This is a genomic window from Nocardia panacis, from assembly GCF_003598715.1.
Classification (GTDB): Bacteria; Actinomycetota; Actinomycetes; order Mycobacteriales; family Mycobacteriaceae; genus Nocardia; species Nocardia panacis.
Window position 1 is genome coordinate 802,549 of record NZ_QZFU01000016.1, and the last position, 24,609, is coordinate 827,157.

19 protein-coding genes are annotated in these 24,609 nt (G+C 68.3%); 8 read left to right on the forward strand and 11 right to left on the reverse strand.

Annotated features, from left to right (window positions below; translation table 11 throughout):
• Positions 1-88 precede the first annotated feature (88 nt).
• From D5S18_RS11895 to D5S18_RS11905, 3 genes are all read right to left on the reverse strand, one after another.
• The gene (locus D5S18_RS11895; RefSeq protein ID WP_120039895.1) at positions 89-2,461 is read right to left on the reverse strand and encodes a lysylphosphatidylglycerol synthase transmembrane domain-containing protein; all 2,373 of its coding nucleotides are present in this window, start codon (positions 2,459-2,461) and stop codon (positions 89-91) included.
• 202 nt (positions 2,462-2,663) lie between these two features.
• Positions 2,664-3,428 (reverse strand): SDR family NAD(P)-dependent oxidoreductase, encoded by a 765-nt coding sequence (locus tag D5S18_RS11900; protein ID WP_120039897.1) that lies wholly within the window; start codon positions 3,426-3,428, stop codon positions 2,664-2,666.
• Positions 3,406-4,281: a 2OG-Fe(II) oxygenase gene (locus D5S18_RS11905; protein WP_239003685.1), complete on the reverse strand. Its 876-nt coding sequence runs from the start codon at positions 4,279-4,281 to the stop codon at positions 3,406-3,408. The genes D5S18_RS11900 and D5S18_RS11905 overlap by 23 nt, the downstream gene beginning before the upstream one ends.
• Before the next feature lie 506 nt (positions 4,282-4,787).
• On the opposite strand from D5S18_RS11905, the gene D5S18_RS11910 reads away from it, so the two are divergent.
• Positions 4,788-5,531, forward strand: a complete 744-nt coding sequence (locus D5S18_RS11910; protein ID WP_120040652.1) for a GntR family transcriptional regulator — start codon at positions 4,788-4,790, stop codon at positions 5,529-5,531.
• 43 nt (positions 5,532-5,574) lie between these two features.
• Here D5S18_RS11910 and D5S18_RS34840 read toward each other — a convergent pair whose 3' ends face one another.
• The 5 genes from D5S18_RS34840 to D5S18_RS11930 form a co-directional block, all read right to left on the reverse strand.
• Positions 5,575-5,751, reverse strand: coding sequence for a hypothetical protein (locus tag D5S18_RS34840; RefSeq protein ID WP_158607856.1), 177 nt, complete (start codon positions 5,749-5,751; stop codon positions 5,575-5,577).
• Between the two features lie 118 nt (positions 5,752-5,869).
• Entirely contained in the window at positions 5,870-6,988 is a 1,119-nt protein-coding gene (locus D5S18_RS11915; protein WP_120039899.1) for an NAD(P)H-dependent flavin oxidoreductase, read from the reverse strand.
• Positions 6,989-7,163: 175 nt separating this feature from the next.
• Positions 7,164-7,778, reverse strand: coding sequence for a cysteine hydrolase family protein (locus D5S18_RS11920; RefSeq protein WP_120039901.1), 615 nt, complete (start codon positions 7,776-7,778; stop codon positions 7,164-7,166).
• A gap of 28 nt (positions 7,779-7,806) precedes the next feature.
• Positions 7,807-9,378, reverse strand: coding sequence for a fatty-acid--CoA ligase FadD5 (fadD5, locus tag D5S18_RS11925; protein WP_120039903.1), 1,572 nt, complete (start codon positions 9,376-9,378; stop codon positions 7,807-7,809).
• A 192-nt stretch (positions 9,379-9,570) separates the two neighbouring features.
• Positions 9,571-10,548 carry an MBL fold metallo-hydrolase gene (locus D5S18_RS11930; protein WP_203236687.1) on the reverse strand — a complete coding sequence of 326 codons (978 nt, stop codon included), beginning with the start codon at positions 10,546-10,548 and terminating at the stop codon, positions 9,571-9,573.
• A 364-nt stretch (positions 10,549-10,912) separates the two neighbouring features.
• On the opposite strand from D5S18_RS11930, the gene D5S18_RS11935 reads away from it, so the two are divergent.
• From D5S18_RS11935 to D5S18_RS11945, 3 genes are read left to right on the forward strand one after another with little or no spacing between them, the layout of a single operon-like run.
• The gene (locus D5S18_RS11935) at positions 10,913-15,850 is read left to right on the forward strand and encodes a type I polyketide synthase (RefSeq protein WP_120039905.1); all 4,938 of its coding nucleotides are present in this window, start codon (positions 10,913-10,915) and stop codon (positions 15,848-15,850) included.
• A gap of 7 nt (positions 15,851-15,857) precedes the next feature.
• Complete coding sequence (locus D5S18_RS11940; protein ID WP_120039907.1) at positions 15,858-16,247, forward strand: hypothetical protein; 390 nt, start codon at positions 15,858-15,860, stop codon at positions 16,245-16,247.
• Entirely contained in the window at positions 16,244-17,437 is a 1,194-nt protein-coding gene (locus D5S18_RS11945) for a cation:proton antiporter (protein ID WP_120039909.1), read from the forward strand. The genes D5S18_RS11940 and D5S18_RS11945 overlap by 4 nt, the downstream gene beginning before the upstream one ends.
• Here the strand turns inward: D5S18_RS11945 and D5S18_RS11950 are convergent.
• From D5S18_RS11950 to D5S18_RS11960, 3 genes are all read right to left on the reverse strand, one after another.
• Positions 17,434-17,829 (reverse strand): RNA-binding S4 domain-containing protein, encoded by a 396-nt coding sequence (locus D5S18_RS11950; protein WP_120039911.1) that lies wholly within the window; start codon positions 17,827-17,829, stop codon positions 17,434-17,436. The genes D5S18_RS11945 and D5S18_RS11950 overlap by 4 nt on opposite strands.
• A 3-nt stretch (positions 17,830-17,832) precedes the next feature.
• Positions 17,833-18,408, reverse strand: coding sequence for a C40 family peptidase (locus D5S18_RS11955; protein ID WP_120040657.1), 576 nt, complete (start codon positions 18,406-18,408; stop codon positions 17,833-17,835).
• A 447-nt stretch (positions 18,409-18,855) separates the two neighbouring features.
• Complete coding sequence (locus D5S18_RS11960; RefSeq protein WP_120039913.1) at positions 18,856-19,140, reverse strand: hypothetical protein; 285 nt, start codon at positions 19,138-19,140, stop codon at positions 18,856-18,858.
• A gap of 174 nt (positions 19,141-19,314) precedes the next feature.
• Between D5S18_RS11960 and D5S18_RS11965 the strand changes: the two genes are divergently transcribed.
• From D5S18_RS11965 to D5S18_RS11980, 4 genes are all read left to right on the forward strand, one after another.
• Positions 19,315-20,499 (forward strand): DUF8462 domain-containing protein, encoded by a 1,185-nt coding sequence (locus tag D5S18_RS11965; RefSeq protein WP_120039916.1) that lies wholly within the window; start codon positions 19,315-19,317, stop codon positions 20,497-20,499.
• A 126-nt stretch (positions 20,500-20,625) separates the two neighbouring features.
• On the forward strand, positions 20,626-22,581 hold the full coding sequence (locus D5S18_RS11970; protein WP_120040659.1) for an acyl-CoA dehydrogenase family protein: 1,956 nt from the start codon (positions 20,626-20,628) through the stop codon (positions 22,579-22,581).
• 160 nt (positions 22,582-22,741) lie between these two features.
• Positions 22,742-23,692: an alpha/beta fold hydrolase gene (locus tag D5S18_RS11975; protein WP_120039918.1), complete on the forward strand. Its 951-nt coding sequence runs from the start codon at positions 22,742-22,744 to the stop codon at positions 23,690-23,692.
• Positions 23,693-23,921: 229 nt separating this feature from the next.
• Positions 23,922-24,209 carry an Rv0250c family protein gene (locus D5S18_RS11980; RefSeq protein WP_120039920.1) on the forward strand — a complete coding sequence of 96 codons (288 nt, stop codon included), beginning with the start codon at positions 23,922-23,924 and terminating at the stop codon, positions 24,207-24,209.
• Positions 24,210-24,609 lie beyond the last annotated feature (400 nt).

The window sequence follows — 24,609 nt, forward strand, 5'->3', positions numbered from 1 at the left end:
AACATTCTGGTACATGCCATCTGAACGATCCGATCCGGGCATCCCGACACGGATAACCGGGTGAATCGCGGCGGAGAAGCGGATGAGACTAGATGAGATCGCGGGCGGTTAGCCAGCGCATCGTCCACCAGCCGACGAATACGGGCAGCCAGCAGGTGAGCACTCGATACAGCAGCACCGCGGGCACCGCGATCTCGGCGGGCAGTCCGAAGGCGGCCAGGCCGCCGATGAGCGCGGCCTCGACCGCGCCGACGCCGCCGGGGGTCGGCGCGGCGGAGGCCAGCGTGCCGCCGATCATGGTCACGATGGTGACGGTGATGAAGGTGGTGCCGCCGCCGAAGGCCTCGACACTGCCCCACAGTGCCAGCGCCTGGCCGAGGGTGAGGGCCGCGCAGCCGAGGATGATGATCGAGAACCGCTTGGGATCGCGAGCCAGCGCCGCCAGCTCGCGCAGCACCTCCTGCAATTGCGGTCGCAGCGAATCGCGAAGCCAGCCACGCAGTTTCGGCACCAACAGGCAGGTGCCGACAATACCGACGCCGATCCCGGCCAGCAGATACAGCACGGTGGGATCCGGCACGATATGGCCCAGATTCGCCGACGTTCCGGCCAGCACGCTGAAGATGAGCAGCAGACTGACGTGGGTGATGACCTGCACCGCCTGCTGCAAGGCCACCGCAGCGGTGGCCCGCACCGCGCCCAGTCCGCCCTTCTGCAGGAAGCGCACGCTCAGCGCCAGACCGCCGATGCGCGCCGGGGTGGTGGTGGCGGCGAAGGTATTGGCCACCTGCATGATCACCAGGTTGCCGAATTTCACGGTGCCGGAGGCGCAGGCCCACAGCGCGGCCGCCGTGCCGACGTAGGTCAGGGTGGAGGCGGCGAAACCGAACAGCGCCCACCACCAATTGGCGGTGCGCAGTTGGCTGAAGAAAGTCGGCACCTGGCTGATGAACGGATAGGCGACATAGACCAGGGCGACCAGCAGCACCAGCTGAATGATCTGATTGCGACTGAACCGGGTGAGCTGTTCGGCCTGGATTCGGTCCCGCCCGGTCTGGACGCCCACCTCCGCCCGCGCCGCCGAAACCGCCGCGCCCCAATCCGGAAAGGCAGCGCGCAAACCGGAGGGCATGGCGGACTTGATGATCCGACTCGACGCGCTCAGCACCGCCGCCTCGCCGATGGTATCGATGGCCGCGCGCACCGCGACCTGCGCGCCGAACAGCGCCGTGGTCGACACCAGCAGTTGCGCGACATCCGAATGTATCTGGGCATCCGAGGCCCCGTATTCCGCCGCCGCGAACCCAGTGAACAGCGCGGTGCCATTGGCGATGCGGATCTCGGTGGGACGCAGTTCGCCATGCGAGATCTGCTGGGCGTGCAACGCGCTCAGCGAGGTCCACACCGCGGGCAGCACATCGGAGGGCAGCTCGTTGATCGGCATACCCTTCGGACAGGTGTGCGCGTAGAGCATCCAGCCGCGATCCAGCGCCGCCACCGCCACCGGCGCGTGCGCGGACAGTCCCAGATCGTTGATGGCCAGCGTCATCAACGCGCGATGTTCGACGGCGCGGTGCATGGACCCGTGCAGTGCCGCCGTCTCGCTGCTGCGGAAGGTCAACCAGCGCCACAGAATGCGCAGCGCACCGTGACTGCGCTGATTGCGCCCGTACATGTCGATCACCAGGGAGCGTTCCGGCCCGTCGACCGTCGCGTTGAGCACCAGCGGCCCCGGCCCGGCGGGCCGCACCACGGAGAACGCCGTCACCTGGTAACCGCGCCTGGCCAGCACCCGCGCCGCCGCCTCCAGCGGCACCTCCAACGCGGGTGTGCCGACCAGCAGCACGATCACCGCCCCGACCAGCCAGCCGACCGCGAGCCCCAACATGGCCCGCGCGGGCACCACCAGGCTCACCACCAGGTGGATCGGCGCGAAGGCCAACAGCACGAACCACATCCAGCGCCGCGGCCGCGTCGGCAACCACGGACTCGACACCGTGATCATGGCCGCGATCATGGCGATCCAGCGCGGATCATCGAGGAACTGCGACACGAAGGTATCGAGCCGATCGGGCACCTGCAGATGCCATTTCGGCGCGGACAGACCGGTGCCCGTGATGGACAGCAGCAAGACCGCCACCACACCCGCCGCCGCGAACCCCGCCAGCAGCTTCCACTGCCTGCGGACGATCAACTCCACCAGGAGGGCGAAAGGCACCGCCAGAATGGCCAAGCCGTAGATCAGGTAGATCAGATTCGACTGATCCGGATCGAGGAAGCCGACGATATAGGAGACCGAACGCTCCAGTGCGAGCCATTCCGGCCGGGTGATCAGCGAACCCGCGACGACCACAGCCAACCACAGCGCGGCCAGCACCACCCGGATGATGTCACTGGTCCGCCGGGTCAGCGGTTGTAGCAGGCTGCCCGTGACCGGGATGTCCCGCCCGTCGACTCGCATGTCGTTTCGGCACTTTCGATCGAGTTGAAGCTGCGTTCGCCCTCGCCACACCTCGCGCGAGCCCGGTCGGGGACGATCCCGCCGCGGCTCCTGTGAGTATGTAGGAGACCGACGCGCACGATACACACCAACACGCCGATCGACCGGACACCTGGTCAGAGGCGTCTTTCACGTCACGGGATGCCGGATGTGTGCCATTTCACTACTGGAGCGCGTGCCTGCCCTCCGGCTCCGGGGCCTCGACGCCGACACCGAAGACATCGCCCGTCATGGCGCCCGCGTCGAGTTCGGCGATGGCCCGCACGACCCGCTCGGTGGGCACCAGGGTCGGAAAACTATTGGGCGCCAGGGCGTTCACCCGGACGCCGAATTCGGCGAATTCGTCGGCGAGATTGCGGGTGAGCTGATTGAGCGCCGCCTTGGACGCGCCGTAGACCGCCTGCCCCCGATACACTTCCGAACCCGAAATACTCGACACATTCACGACATTGCGATTGCGCGACCGATTGACCGCATCGTCGTGCACCCAGCAGCGCTGCGCCAACCGCGCCGCCAACCGCAGCGGCACACCGACATTCACCGCCATATGCGGGTAGAACTCGTCCAGGGCGCTATCCCCGTCGACCACGCCGCGCGGCTGCAACCGCACATAGGCGGCATTGTTGACCAGCAGATCCACCCCGCCGAAGCGGGCCAGCGCCAGATCGACCACCCGCTCGATCTCCCCCGGTTCGAGCAGGTCGGCGCGGAGGACGTGCACGCGCGAATCATTGTCCGCCAGTTCGGCCTCCGGTTCGAACGGATCGACGAACCACTCCTCCTGCGACGGCGCGGCCGGGGTGCGGGTGCGGCAGACCGCGATGATGTCGTAATGGCGGTAGTAGGCGCGGCAGAAAGCGTCGCCGAGCAGGCCGCCCGCCCCGGTCAGCAGGCAGACCCTGCGCTCACCAGTACTCAATGCGATCATCTCCCCAGCGTTGGACGACCTCGGATTTCGGGCGATGCAACCACATCACCGCGCTGTTGCGCGGGCGGGTGTTGCCGCCCGCGAAGGTGTGCCACGTGCGCGGCGTGCACTCGAACATGATGAGCGAATTATCCAGCGGCGGCACCAGCAGCGGCTGCTGGGTGCCGTCGCCGATGTACTCGTAGAGCGCGGTCTCGCCGCCGTCGCCCTGCTGCCAGCCGGGATTGGCCAGATAGAACAGCACCGCGACCGCGCGCATCGTCTCGCGCGCGGGGACGCCGTCGGCACGTGCGCCGTTTTTGATGCCCACCGTGGCGTCGGACAGGCGCACCTCGGCCGGACCGGGCGCCTCGCCGGGAAACCAGGCCGGGTTGAGGTCGTTGTGCGGCCAACCGTAGGGGCTGCCCGGCGGGTGGTGGTGCAGGGAGCCGTCCATATCGCCGGTCGCCCGCACGCGCGCCACCCGCGCGATGAGGTCGTGCCATTCACGGGAGGTGAACAGGGCCAGGGGTCCGTCGCGCAGTCCGGCCAGCGAGAAACCCTCGGCGCTGTAGTTCGCCGAGACCGGAACGAAGGCGTCGGCCCGCTCGCGCCGCAGTCGCGCGAATTCCTCGGCCATGCGGGCGTAGAACTCCGGCACGAAGACATCGCGGGCGTAGACGTGCGGGAAGGGTTTGCTGCGGCGCACCCACCGCCGATGCGCGAACAGATTCGCGAACCACTGCGGCACTGCCGCCGCTGTCGTCTCCTGCGCCGCCGCGATCTCCTGCGGCATGGCCGCTGTCATTTCCTGCGCGGCCGCCGCTGTCATTTCCTGCGGCGCCGCCGCTGACGGCACCGAGTCCTCCGTCACCGTATCTCCCTCCCGGATGAGCTCCCCGCGATCCTATGCGGTTCGGGCGGGTGCGTATTTCCCACCCGAAGACGGGAAATCGTCTGAGACAGTTTGCTCCATCGATGCCGGACCGGCGCGGAGCCGGCCGACGTACACCACCGCGAGCGTCGAAGCGGACAACCTCGCACCACCGCCCCGGCGCGCGGCGCGCCCGCCCGATATCGAGGGCGATTCATATCCGCTATGCATCATCGCCACCCGCGGATCGCCGTGCGCGCTAACCGGATTGCCGAGCAGCCCGGCGAGCCGAGGAATCGAGGCGTCATACTGTGGCATCGATTTCACTATCGCGCAGCCGCATTCACTCGCAGGCCCGAACTCGCCCGCGCCATCCGAATACCGGTGCGGCGCTATGGAATGACTCAGCTCACAGTTTGCTGTGAGGCGACTGACTCCGCTGCGCCGCACCGACCGAGAGATTAGACTGTCTGGGACGTGAAATGCGCAGTGGGAAGGTGAATCTGATGGGGTCCCAAACGGTGGTCGCCGATGTCGCCGACGAATTGGCGCGCCGGGTCGCCGTGGGGGAGTACCGGCCCGGCGACCTGATGCCATCGGTCCGCCAGGTCGCCGAGGAATTCGAGATGAACCGCGCTACAGCGCAATTGACGCTCGGCAGGCTGGAGTCCTACGGGTTCGTGGAGGCCAGGCGCGGCAAGGGTTTCACCATTCGCGATGTGCGCGAGGCGGGCGGAATCGACGTCTACCGGCATCTTTTCCGCTATTCGATGCCGCGCCCCGAGCTGGCGGTCGAGATGTTCCGCGATATCGTCGAGGTCGAGCGCGGCATCGTGATGGCGGCGCTGCTCGCCTACACCAGGGGCGGATACGGCGGCGCGGCCGAATTCAAGGCCGAGATCGATGAGCTCGAAGCCCTTGCCCGGCTGGAACATCCGAATCTGGCCGGTATGCTCGCCCGCGAACTCGGCATGGTGCGCGCACTGCTGGGCAGGCTCGGCTGGAGTATGCAGCGCGCCATCCTCAACTCCATCGGCGCGATGGTGCTCGAGGTGCCCGAGGCGGTATCGGCCTACTTCGCGGGCGCGCCGGATCTGCACGTGCTGGTGTGGCGCGCGCTGGCCGCCGTGTGGGATGCGGGCAGCGGCCCATCCCCGACCCAACTGGCGCTGTTCGAGGATCTGTTCGGCAAGTACCACGCCAACGTGCTGGTCCGCTTCGCCGAGTTGCTCGGCGCGGACCGAAGCTGAAGCACCGGTGGGGGCGGCACTTTCGTGCCGCCTCGCCTAGGGCCTAATGGTGCTGCACCGCCGCCGCGCCCGCGACGACCAGCGCCGCGATGATCAACAGGCCCATGGTGGCGACAATGATGAGATTCCGGATCGGCGGCTGCTCGGCCTGTGCCAGGTCGGGACATGTTTCGGTCTCGTGCTCATCGCTCGCGCACTCCGGGTTAGTGCACGGATACATCCTTACCTCCCAACCGGATTCGGATCCGGATCCGGGTCCGCACTCCGCGATGAGCGAGCCTAGCAATGCGGTCTGTGGGGCGGGTGCGCAACCACCGCCTAGACCGGGCCTGACGCTGTCAGCCGTTCAGTTTGCCGAGTCGATCGCAGGCCGCGACGTACTCCTCGACGAGCCGCGCCACCACCTCGGCGGAGCGCTCCACCCGGTTGAGCAGCCCGACCACCTGGCCGACCGGATTGAAATTGACGTCCTTGGCGGCCTCCGGATAGCGATGGCCGCGCTTGACGCCATCGAGGGCGACCATCATCTGCAGCGGCATGGGCAGTGGATCGGGAGTGTCGGCGCGCTCCCACGCATCGGTCCACTCATTGCGCAGCATGCGGCACGGCTTGCCGGTCCAGGAGCGGGAGCGAACGGTGTCGTGGCTGGTGGCGTCGAGATAGGTGCGCATCTGGGCGGGCGGCACATTGGCCTCCTCCACCGTCAACCACAGCGATCCGGTCCACGCGCCCTGCGCGCCCATGGCCAGCGCCGCCGCCACCTGACGACCATTGGCGATACCGCCCGCCGCCAGCACCGGCACTTCGCCCACCGCGTCGACCACCTGCGGCCACAACACCAGCGAGGACACCTCGCCGCAGTGCCCGCCGCCCTCGGTGCCCTGGCACACCACGAAATCCAGTCCGGCGGCCTTGTGGTTGAGCGCGTGCTTCACCGAACCGCACAGCGCCCCGATAAGTCTGCCCGAATCCTGTACCTGTGCCACCACATCCGGCGGCGGCGTCCCCAGGGCGTTGGCCACCAGCTTGGCCTTGGGGTGGCGCAGGATCGCCGCGAGCTGCGGGGCCGCGGTGGTGGCGGTCCAGCCGAGCAGTTCGCTGTGGTGCTCGCCGTCGGGCAACTGCGGGACGCCGTGCTCGGTCAGCAGCTTTTCGGCGAAGTCCCGGTGACCTTGCGGAACCAGTTGCGCGAGTTCGGCTTCCAGTTCCTGCGGGGTGAGCCCGTCCATGCCCTGGCCCTCATATTTGGACGGAATGACCAGGTCGACGCCGTACACCCCGTGCACGTGCGCGTCCAGCCAGGCCAGCTCCACCTCGAGTTCCTCGGCGCTGAATCCGACCGCCCCGAGGACGCCGAGGCCGCCCGCATTGCTGACCGCGGCCGCCACGTCGCGGCAGTGCGTGAAGGCGAAGAGGGGGAATTCGATTCCCAGCCGCTCGCAGATCTCGGTTCGCATCGGTGCGGACCTCCCTGGCCCTAGAACTCGTTACAGAATCATGCCCGTCGATCCCGTCGCGTTCCACCGCTTATCGCCATATACCTCTGCAATGGAACGGTCCGGGTCGACTCGATCACTTCAACAGTAACACGTTCTATTTTCCCGGGAGGGTTGTCGAATCGACGCCGTCGAATCAACCGGTGCGGGTGCCGCGAATCAGCTCGAGCACCGCGGCGGCGGTGCGGCATCCCGCCGTCACGAGCTCCAGATTCGCCAACGAGGTTCGATGCGCCTCCGGTGTCATGGCGGTGACGCAGTCCGCCACCGGATGCACCTGGAACCCGAGATCGGTCGCGTGTCTGGCGGTTTGCTCGACCGCCAGATTGGTGGCGACACCGGTGAGGAAGAGGGTGCCGATACCCCGCTCGGTCAACCAGCCCGGCAGACGACTGCCCGCGAGCGCGGACAGTTTCTGGGTATCGAAGATCTCGCGCGCCTGACCCGTCATCTCCGGAATCAGCTGGCTGCCGGGCGCATTGGGCCGGAACTCGGTCTGCGCCGCGCCGATCGAGCGCATGATCCCGGTATTGCGCACCAGTTCGCCCTCGCCGATGGGCACGATGAACCGGGTGAAGACCACCGGCACCTCGCGTTCGCGCGCGGCCCGGTGGAAGGCGGACGCCCGCGCCACCACGCCGCTGCGCGCCACCGGATCGCCGAGCATCGGCCCGAAGAATCCCTCCGGGCGAACCATATTCACCTGCCAGTGCACGGCGAGGACCGCGGCGCGAATTCGTCGGCTCGCCATGAGCCGACGATACCGCGCCCGAGCGCGCTCAGGAGGAATAATCCTTGCGCAGTTGGACTTTCACCACCTTGCCGCTGGCATTGCGCGGCAGCTCCGCCACCAGCACCAGATCCTTCGGATGCTTGTAGCGGGCCAGATTCTCGTTGAGGAACGGCGTCAATTCCGGCAGGGTGAGCGGATTGTCGGGATCGGCGAGGGCGACCACCGCCACCGGCACCTCACCCCATTTCTCGTGGGCGCGACCGATCACGGCGGCCTCCCTGATCTTCGGGTGGGCGAAGAGCACATTCTCCACCTCGGCGCAGTAGATGTTCTCGCCGCCGGAGATGATCATGTCCTTCTTGCGGTCCACCACCCAGAGGAAGCCCTCCGCGTCCTGGCGCACCAGGTCGCCGGAGTGGAACCAGCCGCCCGCGAACGCCTCCGCGGTGGCCTGCGGCTTGTTCCAGTAGCCCGCCATGAGAGTCGGCCCGCGGTAGACGATTTCGCCGATCTCGCCGGGGGCGACATCACGCATTTCGTCATCGACGATGCGCGCCGCGATGGTGGGGATGGGCTTGCCGACCGAACCGAGTTTGCGCAGCGCGTCCTTGCCCTCCAGCACACAGGTGACCGGCGACATCTCCGTCTGCCCGAAGACTGCGACGTTCACCGCGTTCGGGAAGCATTCCGCCATGGCGCGCAGCACCGTCTCCGAGGCGGGGGCCGCGCCCCAACTCAGCACGCGCAGTGCGAGATCGCGCTGTTTGACCGTCGGATGGTCGCAGATGAGCTGCCACTGCGCGGGCACACAGAAGGCCGAGCTGGCGCGCTCGCGCTCCAGCGCGTCCAGATACTCGCCCGCGTCGAACGCGCCGAGCGGATGCAGCACCGTCTTCGCGCCGAGCAGGAAAGCCGGAGCGAGACTGCCCAATCCGGCGATGTGGAACAGCGGTGAGGCACACAGGCCGATGCCGTCCTGATCCATCTGCAGGGCTCGAATACAGGTCAGCGCTTGGGCATTCATATTCGCATGCGACAGCACCGCGCCCTTGGGACTGCCCGTGGTGCCGGAGGTGTACATCACCAGCGACGGCGTGTCCTCCGGGATATCCAGCGGCGCATGCGGTTCCCCGCCCTCGGCGAGGGCCTCCTCGAAGCCGAGCATGCCGTCCCCACTCGGCCCGCCGATCACGAAACACGACGTCAACTCGGGCCTTTCGGCGCGAACCGCCGCTGCGAGCGGACGCAGCGCCGTATCGGTGACGATCGCCCGCGCGCCACTGTCGGCCGCGATATAGGCGACCTCGGGCGGGGTAAGCCGGAAATTCACCGGGACCGCGAGCGCGCCGAGGGCATTGATGCCGAAGATGGCCTCCAGGTACTCCGGATGGTTCAGCGCCAGGATGAGCACCCGGTCGCCGAAGCCGACACCGCGGCGGGCCAGCGCGTCGGCGAAACGCTGCGACCGCTCGTGCAACTGCCGCCACGTGGTGTCCACACCGCGAAAACGCAGCGCGACCGCGTCGGGGCGCATGGTCGCGTGGGTGGCGATCTGGTTGTTCCAGTGGTTGCGCCGCGATCGGATCGGCTCCTCGAAGGCCTGGGCGGGAACGGTCATTCCGGACTCCTCTCGGACCGCCCGCCACCCGGACGGGTCGGCCTGGCAGCAGACTAGCAATTAACTTAATCCGCCATCAAAGGATTCTGGATTATCGTTCCAACGCCAAGGTGCCACTCAGACCTGCGACTTTTCTGGACATACCGATTGGTCCTATGCGAATAGCGACTCACTTAGTCGGTGCAGGACACGTTACGTCAGTGACTTTCGCGCCCGCGCCGCCACCGCACTGTAATCGTGACCCGCGATGACCTCGATAGCACCCGGCAGCGCGTGCAGGCGATGGATCGTGGCGAAGGTGGCGACGCGGTCCGCGTCGAACAGCTCGCCCGGCATCGGGGCCTTCTCGCGCAGCATCTCGATCTGAAGCCGATTCCACACCGCGTCGCCCGCGAGCAGCACCCGTGAACCGTCGTCCACCGCGAGCAGGACCCCGAGACTGCCCGGAGTGTGCCCGGCCAGGTCGACCAGCACGACCGCGCCGTCACCGAACAGATCGAGGCTGCGCGGGAAGCTCAGCACCGGGATGTCCTCCAGGGTGAACCTGTCGAAGGCGCGCCCCCGTAGCGGGCCGCGCGCCACGCCGATCGGCGGGTGCTGACCGCCCAGCGCCCATTGGTATTCCGCCTCGGGCAGCCGCACCGGGATGGACGCGGGCAGTTCCAGCAGACCGGAGACATGGTCCCAGTGCAGATGGGTAGGCAGTACGAAATCAATACTGTCGAGCGGGATCTCGCGCGCGGCCAGCGCATCGGCCAGACCGAGCACCGGCTTCTCCGGAGCGACCAGCAGCGGGATCGGGAACGGTAGCTCGGGCAGCACCCGCTCGTGCACGCCGGAGCACAGCGCCGGGTCGACCAGGATGCGCGCGCTCGGATGATCGATAACGAAGGCCGACATGGTCATTCGTAGTTCGCGCAGACTGCGCGCACCCTCGGCGACAATGGTGGTCGGCGCGGACATCGACGCCTGGGCGAGCACCGTCAAGCGGACCGAATTCGTGGCCGCCGGAGCGGGTTTCACCTCGATAGCGGCGAGCAGCGCGGCATCGGGGCGGCGCGGACGCAGCAGTCGGGGCGGCGTCGCGGCCAGGGCCGTGCAGCAGCGCAGCACCGTGGGCCAGGTGGGGGTCCGGTCGTGGCGGGTATTGCTCGGCGCGGATTCGGGCACCCGCCCACGGTACGCGCAGGCCCGCGCCGCCGGTCGACAACGCGGTAGCCGACAGACAGCGGAAGGGCTGCGCGACTCCGCACTCCCTACCCCTGAATCTCAGGCATAATCGCGGACGTCCCTTGCACGGCGGCGACTACTGCCCGGATCCGGGTAGGGAGGGTGGCGCGATGCGAACCGAACCCGTTGACACCGATATTCCCGCAACTGTCGAGCTATTCCGCAGCGCCCCTTGGGGTGACCCGCGCGACAGCCATACGGTGCGCCAATTATCCTGGTGTACCGTGCCTTTCGCAGTTGAGCCGAGCCGCGACACGCTATCCGGCAGCACCGTCCCCGCACCGATCGAGCACCGCGCGATGCGATGAACGCGCCACCGCACGCATCGAACCCGCCGGTATCGATCATCGGAATCGGCTGCAGGCTGCCCGGCGCGACAGGCGCCACCGAACTCTGGGAGTTGCTGAGCGCGGGCCGCCCGGTCATCGGCGACCCGCCTGCCGGTCGGATCGGCCGCCCCGGCGGCTATCGCACCGACCTCGAGTGGTTCGACAACGAATGGTTCGGCATCGGCCAGCGTGAGGCCGCGGGCATGGATCCGGGCCACCGCCTGGCGCTCGAGGTCGCGGTCGAGGCGCTCGACGATGCCGGAATCGGCCATCGCGCACCGGGTTCCGGTGCGGCCGTCATCTTCGGCGGCACCGAGGAGACGCACCTGCCCGACGGTCCGGCCAATCGCCTCTCCAGAGCGCTGGACCTGCGCGGACCGAACTTCATGGTGGACAGCGCCCGCACCTCCTCACTGGCCGCCGTCGAACTCGCGGTCCGCATCCTCGCCGATCCGGGCGTGCCCTTCGCCATCGTCGGCGGCGTCACGCTGATACCGCACACCGCGCCGGAGCACGGCCCGTGCGGCGAGGGCGGCGCGGCGATCATCCTGTGCCGCACCGCCGACGCCCACCGTGACGGGCACCGCGGCTACGCCGAGATCGCCGCGATAGCCATGGGATCCGACGGCCGCGCCGACGGACCAACCGCCCCCGGTGGCCGCCATGTCATCCGCACCGCGCTCGCCCGCGCCGCCCTGCCCCCTTCGGCCATCGACTATCTCGAATACCACGGCGGCGGCCCGCATTCCGCCGACACCGCCGAACTCGACGCGTTGGCCGCCGTTTTCACGCCGCTGTCCACCGCACCCCTGCGGCTCGGCTGCACCCACACCACCTTCGGCCACCTGGAAGCCATGGCGGGGATCACCGGCCTCATCAAGGCCGCCCTCGCCGTCCATCACGCCGTCATCCCGCCGAATCCGCCGCCCCACAGCACAAATCCGGTCTTCCGCCAACCCGCCGTCCCCACGCCGTGGCCGACTCCGCACCGCCACGCCGCGGTCAACTCCTGCACACCCGGCGGCACCATTGTCCACGCCATCCTGCGCGCCCTCCCGGACCCGACCGTCCGCCCCGCGAGCCCGCCCTATCTCATCCCCTTCACCGCGCACACCCTCCCCGAACTCCGCACCACGGCCGCACATTTGGCGGACCACTTCGCACGCTGCGATGGCGCGGCACCCGCCGAGCGCGCCACCGCGTCGGCGCACCGGCGGGCACCCGACATCGCGCACCCTGACAGCGCACGACCATCGACGGATCTCGCCATCGCGACGCAGGACCGCCGCCCCGCAGAGCCTTCGAGCCTGCGCCATCCGACCTCGGGCGGCGCACAACCCGAGGACCAGGTTCTCAGGCCCGAGCGGCGCGGCGAAATTCCGAGCGCGGGATCTCCGGCAGCGACGGCGCTACCTGCCCGGTATGGCGCACGGCCCGAGCCGACAACAATCGGTGTCGGGGCCGCAGGTACGGAATTCGGTTCCGATGAAACCGAATTCCAGGGTGCTGTGGCCGCGGTGGGCCGGTTGGTTCCCGAAGGTGTGCGGGCCGTGGTGCTCGCGGAAGATCGCGGCGAGGCCATCGCGCGATTGCGGCGGTTCGCCGAGGGGGACGATCGAGCGGTCGTCGCCGGGCCGGTCGCCGGGATTCGGCGTGGCGGAGTGGTTTTCGTATTCTCCGGCGAGGGTGCGCAATACGCGCGGATGGGCCGGGGGCTGGCGGCGCGGTGGCCGGTGTTCGCCGAGGCGGTGACCGAGGCGGCGGCGGCGATCGTGGCGGGCGGTGGGCCTCGGGTTTGGACCCCGCGACACGGGTTCGCGCTCGGTGCCGGGGTGACACCGGAATTCGCGCAGCCCGCGGTCTTCGCGTATCAGTTCGGGCTGGCGGCGCTGCTGCGCGCTTGGGGCGTGCGGCCGGACGCGGTGGTGGGGTATGGGCTCGGCGAGGTGGCGGCGGCAACTGTCGGAGGGGCGCTGACACTGCGGGACGCCGCGCGAGTCGCGGTGTGGCGCGGGCGGATTCTGGCCCGGCTGGCGGGTTCCGGCGCGGCGGCCGTGCTGGCGGCCCCGGTGCGGCGGGTGCGGACCCTGGTCGAACCGCTGCGCGCCGAGGTGGGGATCGCGGCGGTGCACGGGGCGGATGCGGTGGTGGTCGCCGGATCGCCGAGGTATCTGGACGCGCTGCTGCGGCGGGCGGAGCGCCGCGATATCCGGGTCGCTCGACTCGCGCCGGATCGGGTCCGGCACGGCCTGCGGGTCGCACCGTTGCTGCCCGAACTGGTCGCGGCACTGTCGGACCTCGCACCAACCGAGCCGCATACTGCCGTCTATTCGCCTACCCGCCAGGGGAACCCACTCATGGACGCGCGGTTCTGGGCCGATAACCTCACCGGCACCGTGGAATTCGACCGGGCGATGGGAGACCTTGTCGCCAACGGCTTTTCGACGGCCCTGGAGATCTCGCCGCGCCCGCTGCTGCTCGAATCACTGCGCGCCTACCCGGAATTGCGCGACGCCGCCTACCCGACCGCCGATGCAGACGACGAGTCGGCCGCCCTGCTGACCGGTCTGGCCCGCTTGCACGCCGAGGGCTACCCGCTGGACTGGACGGCGCAGGGACCGCTCACCGCCGCGGCGCCGCGCAGGCACTGGAATCGTCGCCGCTTCCCGCTGCCTGCGGCGACCGAGCACATCGAGATCTCCTGGGCGGCCGAGGATCTCACCGATCACGTCATCCTCGGCGCGCCTGCGGTGCCCGCCGTGTTCTGGCTGCGCCGCCTGCTCGAATTGACCCGCACCGGCAACCCGCCCGCCACCGCGGTGGCCGATTTCGTGGTGCACGAACGCCTGGCGCCTGGCGCACTGCCCGGCGTGAACTATCACCGGCACGCGGACGGAAGTGTGCGGGCGGAGGCCACCGGCACCGGGGCGCTGGCTTCGACCCGGCCCGCCGGTGGGCCAACGCCCGCCGATATCGTCGCATGGATGCGGCTGGTGGACGGTAATCGTGCAGGTCATCACCGTATGCGCGGCATCGCGCCCGACACTTTCTACGACGCGCTGCGCCTGCGACACCTCGAATACGGCCCGCGTTTCCGCCCGCTGCGCGCCATCGCGGTCGGACGCGACGGCGGCGCGGACGGATTCGGCGCGGTCGGATTCTTCGATGCCGCACCGCTGCACAGCGCCGCCACCCTCGACGGCTGTCTGCAACTGCTCGCCGCCGCGGCCTATGACGAACTGCCCACCGACGGTGTTCCGCTGCCGATAGTCATCGAATCCGCCTGGGTTTCCGACGCTTCCGATCGCGTCCTACTCGAAGCGCACGCCTTCGTCAGACAGCGGACCGCGACGGGATTGCGCGGCGATGTCATCGCCACCGATCAGCACGGCGCGCCCGCTGTCGCACTGCTCGGCGTGCACGTGCGCTATGCCAGACTCGGCGCGGGCCGCACCATCGATATCGCGCTGCCCCCGGTGGTTCCCGCATCGGAAGTGCCGCTGCGTCAGGAGATCTGGCGTCCGGTCGAGCTGCGACCACCACCGGCCCGCGCCGAGCGCGCCCTCGTCATCGGCGCCTCGCCGGAGGCCATCCGCCTCGCCGAAGCGCTCGATCGCCTCGCCCCCACCGAACGTGTGGTGCGCGAGCCGGATACGGCCGCCGCCATGGTCGCCTCGCTGCTCGCCGACCATCCGGCGACGGCGGTGGTGGTCGTCTGGCCGCACCGCCGCACCGCGCACGTGCCGGACGCGATCGCGCCTTCCGACGAAATCGCCACCGTGACGGCAGTCCTCGAACTGCTCCGCACCATCCACAGCGCCACCGCGACCGGCGCGGTCACCGTCGTACTGCCCGCCGCCGCCCTCGATCCCCACGGCGGCGGCTCCGCCGTCCCCATGGCCCTCGCGGGTTTGATCCGCTCCCTGCAACTGGAAACCTCGCGCCCCATCCGCCTGGTCTGGGATGACCACCATCGCGACAGTGTCCGGCACATCGCCGAAATAGCCACCGCGACGCCGGATTCCGCCACGCCATCGAGCCGGGGCGCAACGAAGGACACGCCGCCCGAGGAGGTGCGCCTCACTGCGGGTTCGGGTTCGGCGCGCCGTTTCACGGCGGTCCGGCCCCGCTCGACGACGCCGATCGCCATCGATCCGCACGGCACCTATGTGGTCACCGGCGGTCTCGGCGCGTTCGGCGCGATGACGGTGCGCTGGCTGCTCGACGCGGGCGCGCGGGATGTGGTGGTGTTGACGCGCGCACCCCGACCGCTGCCCGCCCTGCTGGACGGTATGGAGGAGCGGATCGTCGTCATGCGCTGCGATGCGGCCGATCGAGGCGATCTCGGCTACGCGCTCAACGATATTCGGGAGACCTGCTCGACCATTCGCGGCATTGTGCACGCGGCGGGCACCCCCGATGACGCCCCCTTCGCCGAACTCACCCCGCAGCGGCTGGCCGCCGCCTTCGCGCCCAAGCTCACGGCGGCGCGCAATCTCATCGACCTCACCGCGCGCGACGCCATCGATTTCATCCTGCTGTATTCCGCGGCGGTCGGTGCGACGGGTGCACCGGGTCGGGCGGCGAGCGCCGCCGCGAATGCCGCCATGGACGCCTTGGCGCTGGCGCATCCGGACCGTCCGGTGCACAGCATCGGCTGGTCGGGCTGGGCGGTTACCGAGCAGGCGCACCGGGCCGGTGACCTGCTCACGCAAATCCTCCGCTATCCCGGTCCCTACCTGCTGGTCCTCGATGCCCCACCCGATGATCCACGCCTGTCCACCCGCTTGGCCGACCTGCTCGCCGGTGAGATCCCGGCGCCGGAGGCGGGCACGGATCTCGCGTCCCGCCCGGTCCGGCAGCCGAACCACCCCGCCCGATCCATAGGTGAACAACGCGCAAACAGTTCATGATGGTGCGATGACAACCGACACCATCTCCGTGAAGTGGAAGGACGAGCCCGAGGAGCACGACTACCCCGCGGCCGCCGACTACCTGGAACTACTGGCCCCGAAGAAGGTCGTCGACGAGGTCGTCGAGCGGCTGCGCAAAGCGCCCATCGTCTACAAGAAGGCGAAGGACATCCTGCGCGCCGCGCAGTTGGAACTGGCCTCGGCCGAGAATCCCTATGTGCGCAAGGATCTGATCAAGATCAATGACCGGAAGTCGCTCTCACCGATCCTGCTGGTGCGCGGCGACTTCCGCACCGGGGTGCCGATGACCATCGCCGACGGCTACCACCGGGTATGCGCGATCCACTGGGCCGATGAGAATATCGAGATCCCGGCCAAGATCGCCGACCTGCCTTGACCTTCTCCACCCTCGCGCTGGTCATCGCACTGGGATTGTTCGGGCCGATTCTCGCACTGCGCGTGCGGTGGCATCTGCCGGTCATCCTGGGCGAGTTGGTGGCCGGAATCGTGTTCGGCGCCACCGGCTTCGGCGTACTGCACTACTCCGATCCGATCTTCGTTTTCCTGGCGGATATGGGTTTCGCCGTGGTGATGTTCGTGGCGGGCACCCATGTTCCCGTGCGGGACTCGGCGGTGCGCTCGGCGCTGGATTCGGGCGCACTGCGCGCGGTGCTGGTCGGCGTACTCGCCGCGGCGGGCGGTTTCGGGATAGCCCGCTGGTTCGATACGGGGCACGGGGCCATCTACGCGGTATTGATGGCCTCGTCCTCGGCCGCCCTCGTCCTACCGATCATCGATGCGCTGCCGCTGAAGGGTAAAGATTCGGTGGCGCCGCAGGGTAAGCCGGTGCTGGCATTGACCGCGCAGGTCGCCATTGCCGATACCGCGTGCGTGGTGGCATTACCGCTGGTCATCGATCCGGCGAATGCCGGTCGCGCCGCGTTGGGCGCGCTGGCCGTCGCCGGCTGCGCCGTCGCACTGTATTTCCTGCTGCGCCGGCTGGAGGAGTCCGGCACTCGCCGCCGGATCCACAAGGTTTCCGAGGACCGATCCTTCGCCCTGGAATTGCGGGGCAGCCTCGCCATCCTGTTCGCCCTGTGCGCGGTGGCCACGCAGACCCATGTCTCGATCATGTTGGCGGGATTCGCCGCCGGACTCGCGGTGGCGGCGGTCGGTGAGCCGCGCCGAGTGGCCAAACAGCTCTTCGCCATCAATGACGGATTCCTCGGACCGCTGTTCTTCGTCTGGCTCGGTTCCCGATTGAACCTGCGCGACTTCGGAACTCATCCGCGCTTGATCCTGCTGGGTCTCGCCCTCGGCCTCGGCGGGGTCCTGGTTCATCTGGCCACCCGACTGATCGGGCAACCCTTCGCCTTCGGTGCGCTCGCCGCCGCGCAGATCGGTGTGCCCGTAGCGGCGGTCACCGTTGGCACGCAATTGCATATTCTGGTGCCCGGTGAGGCCGCCGCCCTCATGCTCGGTGCGCTGTGCACGATCGCGGTCGCGGCCTTGGCGACCAGTCGAATCGCGGCGCGAAACTCATCCGATACCGAAGGTCCGCAGCAGCGAAAACCGGTGCACGACTAGCGATTGTCGTGGCCGAGCAAACGATCGGTCTCGCGCCGTTCCCGTTTGGTTGGTCGACCGGAACCGCGGTCTCGCTGGGGCAACGTAGCGAGAACTTCCCGAGGTGGGGGTGGGGGACTGCGGTCGATCATGCACTGGGCGGCGATCGGTGGGCCGACGCGTTTGGTGATGACACGCTCCACGATGACAATGCGCTCGGTTCCGCCGCTGCGGATACGCACCTCGTCGCCGGGGCGGACGGGTTGGGCCGGTTTGGCGGTGGCGCCATTCACCCGAACATGGCCGCCGCGACAGGCTTCCGCCGCCGCGGAGCGGGTTTTGAACAGCCGCACCGCCCACGTCCAGGAATCGACGCGGGCCTGGGCGACGGGACTTTGTTCGGCAGGGGCCACCCGTCAGGCGGGGATGCGGCGCGCGGTGACGATATCGTCCGGGTGCAGCGAGGTGTAGGACACCGGCTCACCGGTTTGAACGGCATTGAGCAGCTTGCCATCTCCGGCGTAGATGCCGACATGGCCGCCGCCATTGGTGATCACGATATCGCCGGGCTGCAGGTTCTGGAAGGCGATCGGCTGGCCGACGTGGGACTGCTCGAAGCTGGTGCGGGGCAGTTCCACACCGGCCTGGCGGTACGCCCACTGGACGAGGCCGGAGCAGTCGAAGTTGTAGGGACCCGCGGCACCCCAGGAGTACATGGCGCCGACCTTGGTCTTGGCGGCATCCAGGGCGACGTGGCCCGGCGAACTCTCGAAGGGGTTCGGGAGGGCGTTGAAACCCTGGAAGCCGGGGATGCCCATCTGCGCGGGCAACGCCGGAGCCGGGGCGTTGAGCGTGTCGTTGAGCTGCTTGACCTGCTGCTCGAATTCCGGGGGGACCGGAATATCGAAGTTGCCGACGCCGGGCACATTGAGCGTGGCTGCTTGGGCCGAGAGAGCGGGGAACGCCCCCGTCGTGACCGCCGCGGCACCCATCACCAGTGCGCCCTTGACGGAATTCGGTAGCCGCGAATCCCGTTGCAAGCTGTGCTTACCCACCGAGCTGCATCTCCGATCTTGCTGCTCACCCGCCGACCGGATTGTCGAGCGACCCGAACGCGGCCGCGCGAAATCACCGAAGACGAACCGGTACTCCCGGCATGACAGCCGGAAAACGTTGGCCCGACAGCCATTTGGCGGTAACCCAGTGGCGTCGCTCCTCTGGCGAAGCGGCTGCCCTCCACTAAGTCACGAGAAGATTACGGTGCCGCGCGCCTGTTGTCCAGCGCACAGCTCGCCGAAAAACCCATCGAATCGGCGGCGGGAACAAACCCGCAGGGCAGACGGGTTCGGCATCCGACACGCCGATGGGTAACGACGCGGTCTCGACTTCGTTATCGGATCGAGAACCGGAAACGTTTCACAATGACCTCGGGGCAGAACCTACTCCGAGGGTCGGACATCCCGATCCCGCTCGGCGAGCGCCGCTTCCAGCTCGGCGATGCGGCGGCCCGCCGCCGCCAGCTCGATCTCCAACTGTCCCAGCGCCATCACCAGCGGCCCCACCGCGAGATCCGCGACCAGTTGCGGGTCGTCCATGCCCTGGTCGATGGCCCGCAGGATGTTCGAGCGGATGACATTGGCCACCCGCGCCCCGGCCGGAATGTTCCAGGATCTCACCACCTCGGCAGAGGTCTCCGGGGTCTCCGGCGTGCGCTCCTCGGACATGCCGCTCCATTCTGGTCGACCGGAATCGCCCTCAGCGTAGAGAATCGCCGCCGATGCGCGCACCCGGATATCGGAAGACCCAATGGGCGCTGCCGCCCTTGAACCTATGCCCGTCTAGGACACTCGCTAGATCAACCGATACGCGGCTCGACGGAGGCGCTACGGTGTTCGGGCATGGACCCCGTGCGGAATCCGTATGCACCCGGCGCAGGCCAGCGTCCGCCCGAATTGGCCGGGCGCGACAGACAACTGAGCGCCTTCGACATCGTGCTCGAACGTATCGCCAGGGGCAGGCCCGAGCGCAGCGTCATGCTCACCGGCCTGCGCGGCGTCGGAAAGACGGTGCTGCTCAACCAGCTTCGCTCGGCGGCCGTCTCGCGCGGGTGGGGCACCGGCAAGATCGAGGCGCGCCCCGATCAGGAGTTGCGCCGCCCGCTGTCCTCGGCGCTGCACATGGCCGCGCGCGCCATCGCCACCGCGCACCACAATCCGGAGCGGGTGGACGATTTCCTCGGCATTCTCAAGGCATTCGCGCTGCGGGCGACGGCGGACAAGGGGATGCGCGAGCGCTGGCAGCCCGGTATCGATGTCCCGGCCGTCACCGGCCGCGCCGATTCCGGCGATATCGAGATCGATCTGATCGAACTGCTCAAGGAGGCAGCGGGTCTGGCCGCCGATATCGGCGTCGGGATCGCCCTGTTCATCGATGAGATGCAGGATCTCGGCGCAGCCGATATCTCGGCCATCTGCGGCGCCTGCCACGAATTGAGCCAGGACGCTTCGCCTTTGATCGTGGTGGGCGCCGGACTGCCGCATCTGCCCGCCGTGCTGTCCGCGTCCAAGAGCTATTCGGAGCGACTGTTCAGCTATCACCGCATCGATCGGTTGGACCGCGCGGCGGCCGATCAGGCCCTGATCGCGCCCGCGGACCGCGAGGGGGTGAAGTTCACCGACGAGGCGCTGCAAGCGCTGTACCACAAGGCCGACGGCTATCCGTATTTCGTGCAGGCGTACGGAAAGGCGGTGTGGGATCAGGCGCCGGCGAGTCCGGTCACCGCCGAGGATGTCGAGGTGGCCGCGCCCGCCGCCGAGGAGGAGTTGGCGGTCGGTTTCTTCGGCTCCCGCTATGAGCGGGCCACCCCCGCCGAGCGGGAGTACATGCGCGCCATGGCCGATCTGTCCGGCGATGACGGCCCGGTCGCCACCTCGGCGGTGGCCGCCGAACTGGGACGCAAACCGGCTTCGCTGTCGCCCGCGCGGGACGGTCTGATCAAGAAGGGTCTGATCTATTCGGCCGAGCGCGGGGCCATCGGTTTCACCGTTCCGCATTTCGGCCGGTACTTGCGCAGCGTCTCCTAGGCGAGAATTCGCCTGTCTACCAAGATCAATAGAAATCAGTAGAAATACCTCGACGTGTGACCTACCCGCCGGTAACAAACTTCCCTACACTCGAATGTGATCCGGATCACGTTCGAGGAGGACATCATGGCGATCAGCGCGAAGGTCGACGCCACCGAGGCGCAGTCCAGGGCACTCGTCGAGGAATCCCGCGAAAGCACCTGGGCCAAGCCCTCATTCGCCAAAGAGATGTTCCTCGGACGCTTCCGGCTCGATCTGATCCACCCGTATCCGCGACCCGACGCCGCCGATGCCGCACGCACGGAGGAGTACCTGGCCCGGCTGCGCCCCTTCTGCGAAACCATCGACGGCGCCGCCATCGAGGCCGAATCCCGTATCCCGCAGGAATATGTCGCCGAACTGGCCCGCCTCGGCTGCTTCGGACTGAAGATCCCGAAGGAGTATGGCGGACAGGGACTCTCACAGGTCGGCTACAACCGCTCGCTCATGCTGGTCGGCTCGGCGCATCCCAGCCTGGGCGTACTGCTGTCCGCGCACCAATCCATCGGCGTCCCGGAACCGCTCGAACTCGCGGGCACCCCTGAGCAGAAGGCCGAATTCCTGCCCCGCTGCGCGGCGGGCGCGGTGAGCGCCTTCCTGCTCACCGAACCGGACGTCGGCTCCGATCCCGCCCGCATGGCCTGCACCGCGACGCCCACCGCGGACGGCGCGGCGTATCTGCTCAATGGCGTGAAGCTGTGGACGACCAATGGCGTCGTCGCCGAACTGCTGGTGGTGATGGCGCGGGTGCCCAAGAGCGAAGGGCATCGCGGCGGTATCTCCGCCTTCGTGGTGGAGGCGGATTCGCCGGGTATCACGGTGGAGCGGCGCAACGCGTTCATGGGTTTGCGCGGTATCGAGAACGGCGTGACGCGAATGCACGACGTCCGCGTGCCCAAGGGCAATCTGATCGGCCGCGAGGGTGACGGCCTCAAGATCGCCCTAACCACGCTCAACGCGGGTCGGCTGGCGATTCCCGCGCTGTGCACGGCCGCGGCCAAATGGTCGCTGAAGATCGCCAGGGAATGGAGCGGACAGCGCGTCCAATGGGGCAGGCCCGTCGGCGAGCACGCCGCCGTGGCGGCGAAGATCTCCTTCATCGCCGCGAGCACCTACGCGCTCGAGGCCGTCCTCGACCTGTCGGCGACCATGTCCGACGAGGATCGCAATGACATTCGCATCGAGGCGGCGCTGGCCAAACTGTGGGCCAGCGAGATGAGCTGCCGAATCGCCGATGAACTGGTGCAGATCCGGGGCGGACGCGGCTACGAGACCGCCGCCTCGCTGCGCGCCCGCGGCGAACGGGCGGTCGGCGCCGAGCAACTGCTGCGCGATCTGCGCATCAATCGCATCTTCGAGGGATCCAGCGAGATCATGCGCCTGCTCATCGCCCGCGAGATGGCCGATGCCCACATGACGGCGGCGGGCGCGCTGGTCGATCGCGACGCCGATCTCGCGGCCAAGGCGAAAGCGGCGGTCGGGGCCTGCGGCTTCTATGCCAAATGGTTCCCGCAACTGGCCATCGGCCCCGGCACGACGCCCGGCTCGTTCGCCGAATTCGGGCCGCTGGCAAAGCATCTGCGGTTCGTCGAGCGCGGCGCGCGCAAACAGGCCAGATCGCTGCTGTACGGGATGGCCCGCTGGCAGGCCGGACTGGAGTATCGGCAGAACTTCCTCGGCCGGATCGTCGATATCGGCGCGGAACTGTTCGCCATGGCGGCGGTGTGCGTGCGGGCGCAATCCCAGCGCGCGGCGGGCGAACTCGAGGGCCGCGCTGCGGGAGAACTGGCCGATATCTTCTGCCGCCAGTCCAGGATTCGGGTGCGTCGACTCTTCGCGGCACTGTGGGACAACACCGACGACGATGATCACGCCATGACCCGACGGGTGCTCGAAGGCCGCTACCGCCGGCTCGAGGACGGAGTGCTCGATCCGAGCGAGGGCACCGGGCCGTGGATCGCCGAATGGCAGCCGGGTCCGTCCACCGAGGCGAATCTGCTGCACCCATTCCTGCCTTCGACCAGGGTGGACAGCCCTCTCTAACGAAATCTAGCCTTCGAACTAGCAAGGGGAAGATTCGACAATCGAGTCGATCGCCCGCACCAGTTGGACAACGTGTCAATAACGGCGGGTATGGCGGGTTAACGCGCGGGAAATCACCCCCGACAACCGGGCAACGACCTCCGCACCCTTGGAGCAGCCAATGTCGAGGACTCCCGCCCCCGCCTTCGACGACCACCGCGCCACGGTGGCCGCCGACGACGGCGTACCCCTCGCGGTCCGCACCCTGGGCGCGGCCGACGCCTCGCGCACCGTCGTGTTCGTCCACGGTCACTGCCTGCGCGCCGAATCCTGGACCTTCCTGTGCGATCAACTACTGCGCCACTGGGATTCGGCGACCAGGATGGTCTGCTACGACCATCGGGGACACGGCGCGTCCGGCACCGCCGACGCCGAGACCTACACCATCGACCAGTTGGCCCGAGATCTGGACGCCGTGCTGCGCACCATGGCGCCCAGCGGCCCGATCCTGCTGGTCGGCCATTCGATGGGCGCCATGGTGGTGCTCGCCTACGCCCGCATGTTCCCGGAGACGATCGGCGCGCGGGTGGTCGGCGTCGCGCTCATCGCGGGCGCGGCCAATGGGCTCACCGAGGTCGGACTCGGCCGATTCCTCAATCGGCACGCGGTGCGCTCGCTACAGGCGGCGGTGACCCGCGCGCCGCGAATGATGCAGGCGTCGAAGCGGCTGTCGCGTCGACTCTTCGAACCCGTCATTCGGGAGGCGAGCTTCGGCTCCGGTCGCGTCGGCCCACGCGTGGTCGCGCTGGCCACGGCCATGCTCAACGACACCCCGCTGCTCACCATGACGAGCTTCCTGATCTCGCTGCGCAGCTTCGACGAGACCGCGACGCTGCGCGGCCTCGGCCGGATTCCGGCGCTGGTGCTGGCGGGTTCGGCCGATATCGTGGTGCCCTTCGCGCATTCGGTGGTGCTGGCCTCGCAGTTGGCCGGGTCCGAATTGGTGCGGATCGAGGGGGCCGGGCACAGCGTGATCCTGGAACGGGCCGAGGAAGTGGCCCGCGCGGTCGTCGCGCTGGCGGACCGGGCCTGGTCGGCGCGCCCGGGACCGGAGTTCGCGACCGCTGGCTAATTTCCGGGAAACCGTGACCCTCCTCGGCAACGCCGATTCGCCGGGATACAGCAATACCCGAGCGAATTTCCGACTTCCCGGCAGCGACGAGCCAATTCTCCGATTCTTAGGTACTGTGTTGTAGATCACGATGTGTGGTGAGTCACAAGGTTTCGCGTCAGCAAACCAAGTACACCCGCGCGCTGACTCACCAGCTCGCGTGCACCACCGAGAAACACAGGAGGTAACGATGACTCGCAGCGAAATCGCGGAACTCCGCTACAACGTCGGCCAGCTCCGGCAGTCCATCGGCGCGCTGCGCAGCCATTACGGCGACGCCAACACCGTGCGCCGACTCGAGAACGACCTCGAACGCCTCGTCATCGATGCCGAAGAGTTCGAGCAGTCGCCCCCACCCGTACCCGCCCGTCGCGCACAGGAGACCATCTACGTGCCCGACAGCAAATCCGACGAGGCCGCGTGGATGGGCGCGCAGGACGAGGGGCTCGGCTTCCACTCGCGCCCGCGCACCAAGTAGTCCCACCCAAACTCCCCGTGCCGCGACACCGCCGTCGCGGCACGGTCGTATCTGTCGCGGCTACGCGCTCCGCGCCTGCCGAACTCCCCGTGGCTGTCGAATTTGCCCAAGGGTCCCGCTGCGCGCGCCCGGATGCGCGGTTGTTGCCTGCCGCCGCGGCGCGACCCGCTCGCGGTGACCGAGCACGGGCCGACCGGTCGCTTCCCCGCTCGACGAGTCGCCCGCATCGCGCGGACGAATCTCCCCGCCCGATACCCGTATCGCGCCTGTCGAATTCACCGCCTCGTATCCGGATTGTCCTGCGTCGCACGGATATCCGAGCAGCCAATCGATAGCGCCGGTACACCCGGCGAATCATGATCCGCATCCTTGTGCGCGTCCGCGCCCGCCGAGGGCGCAC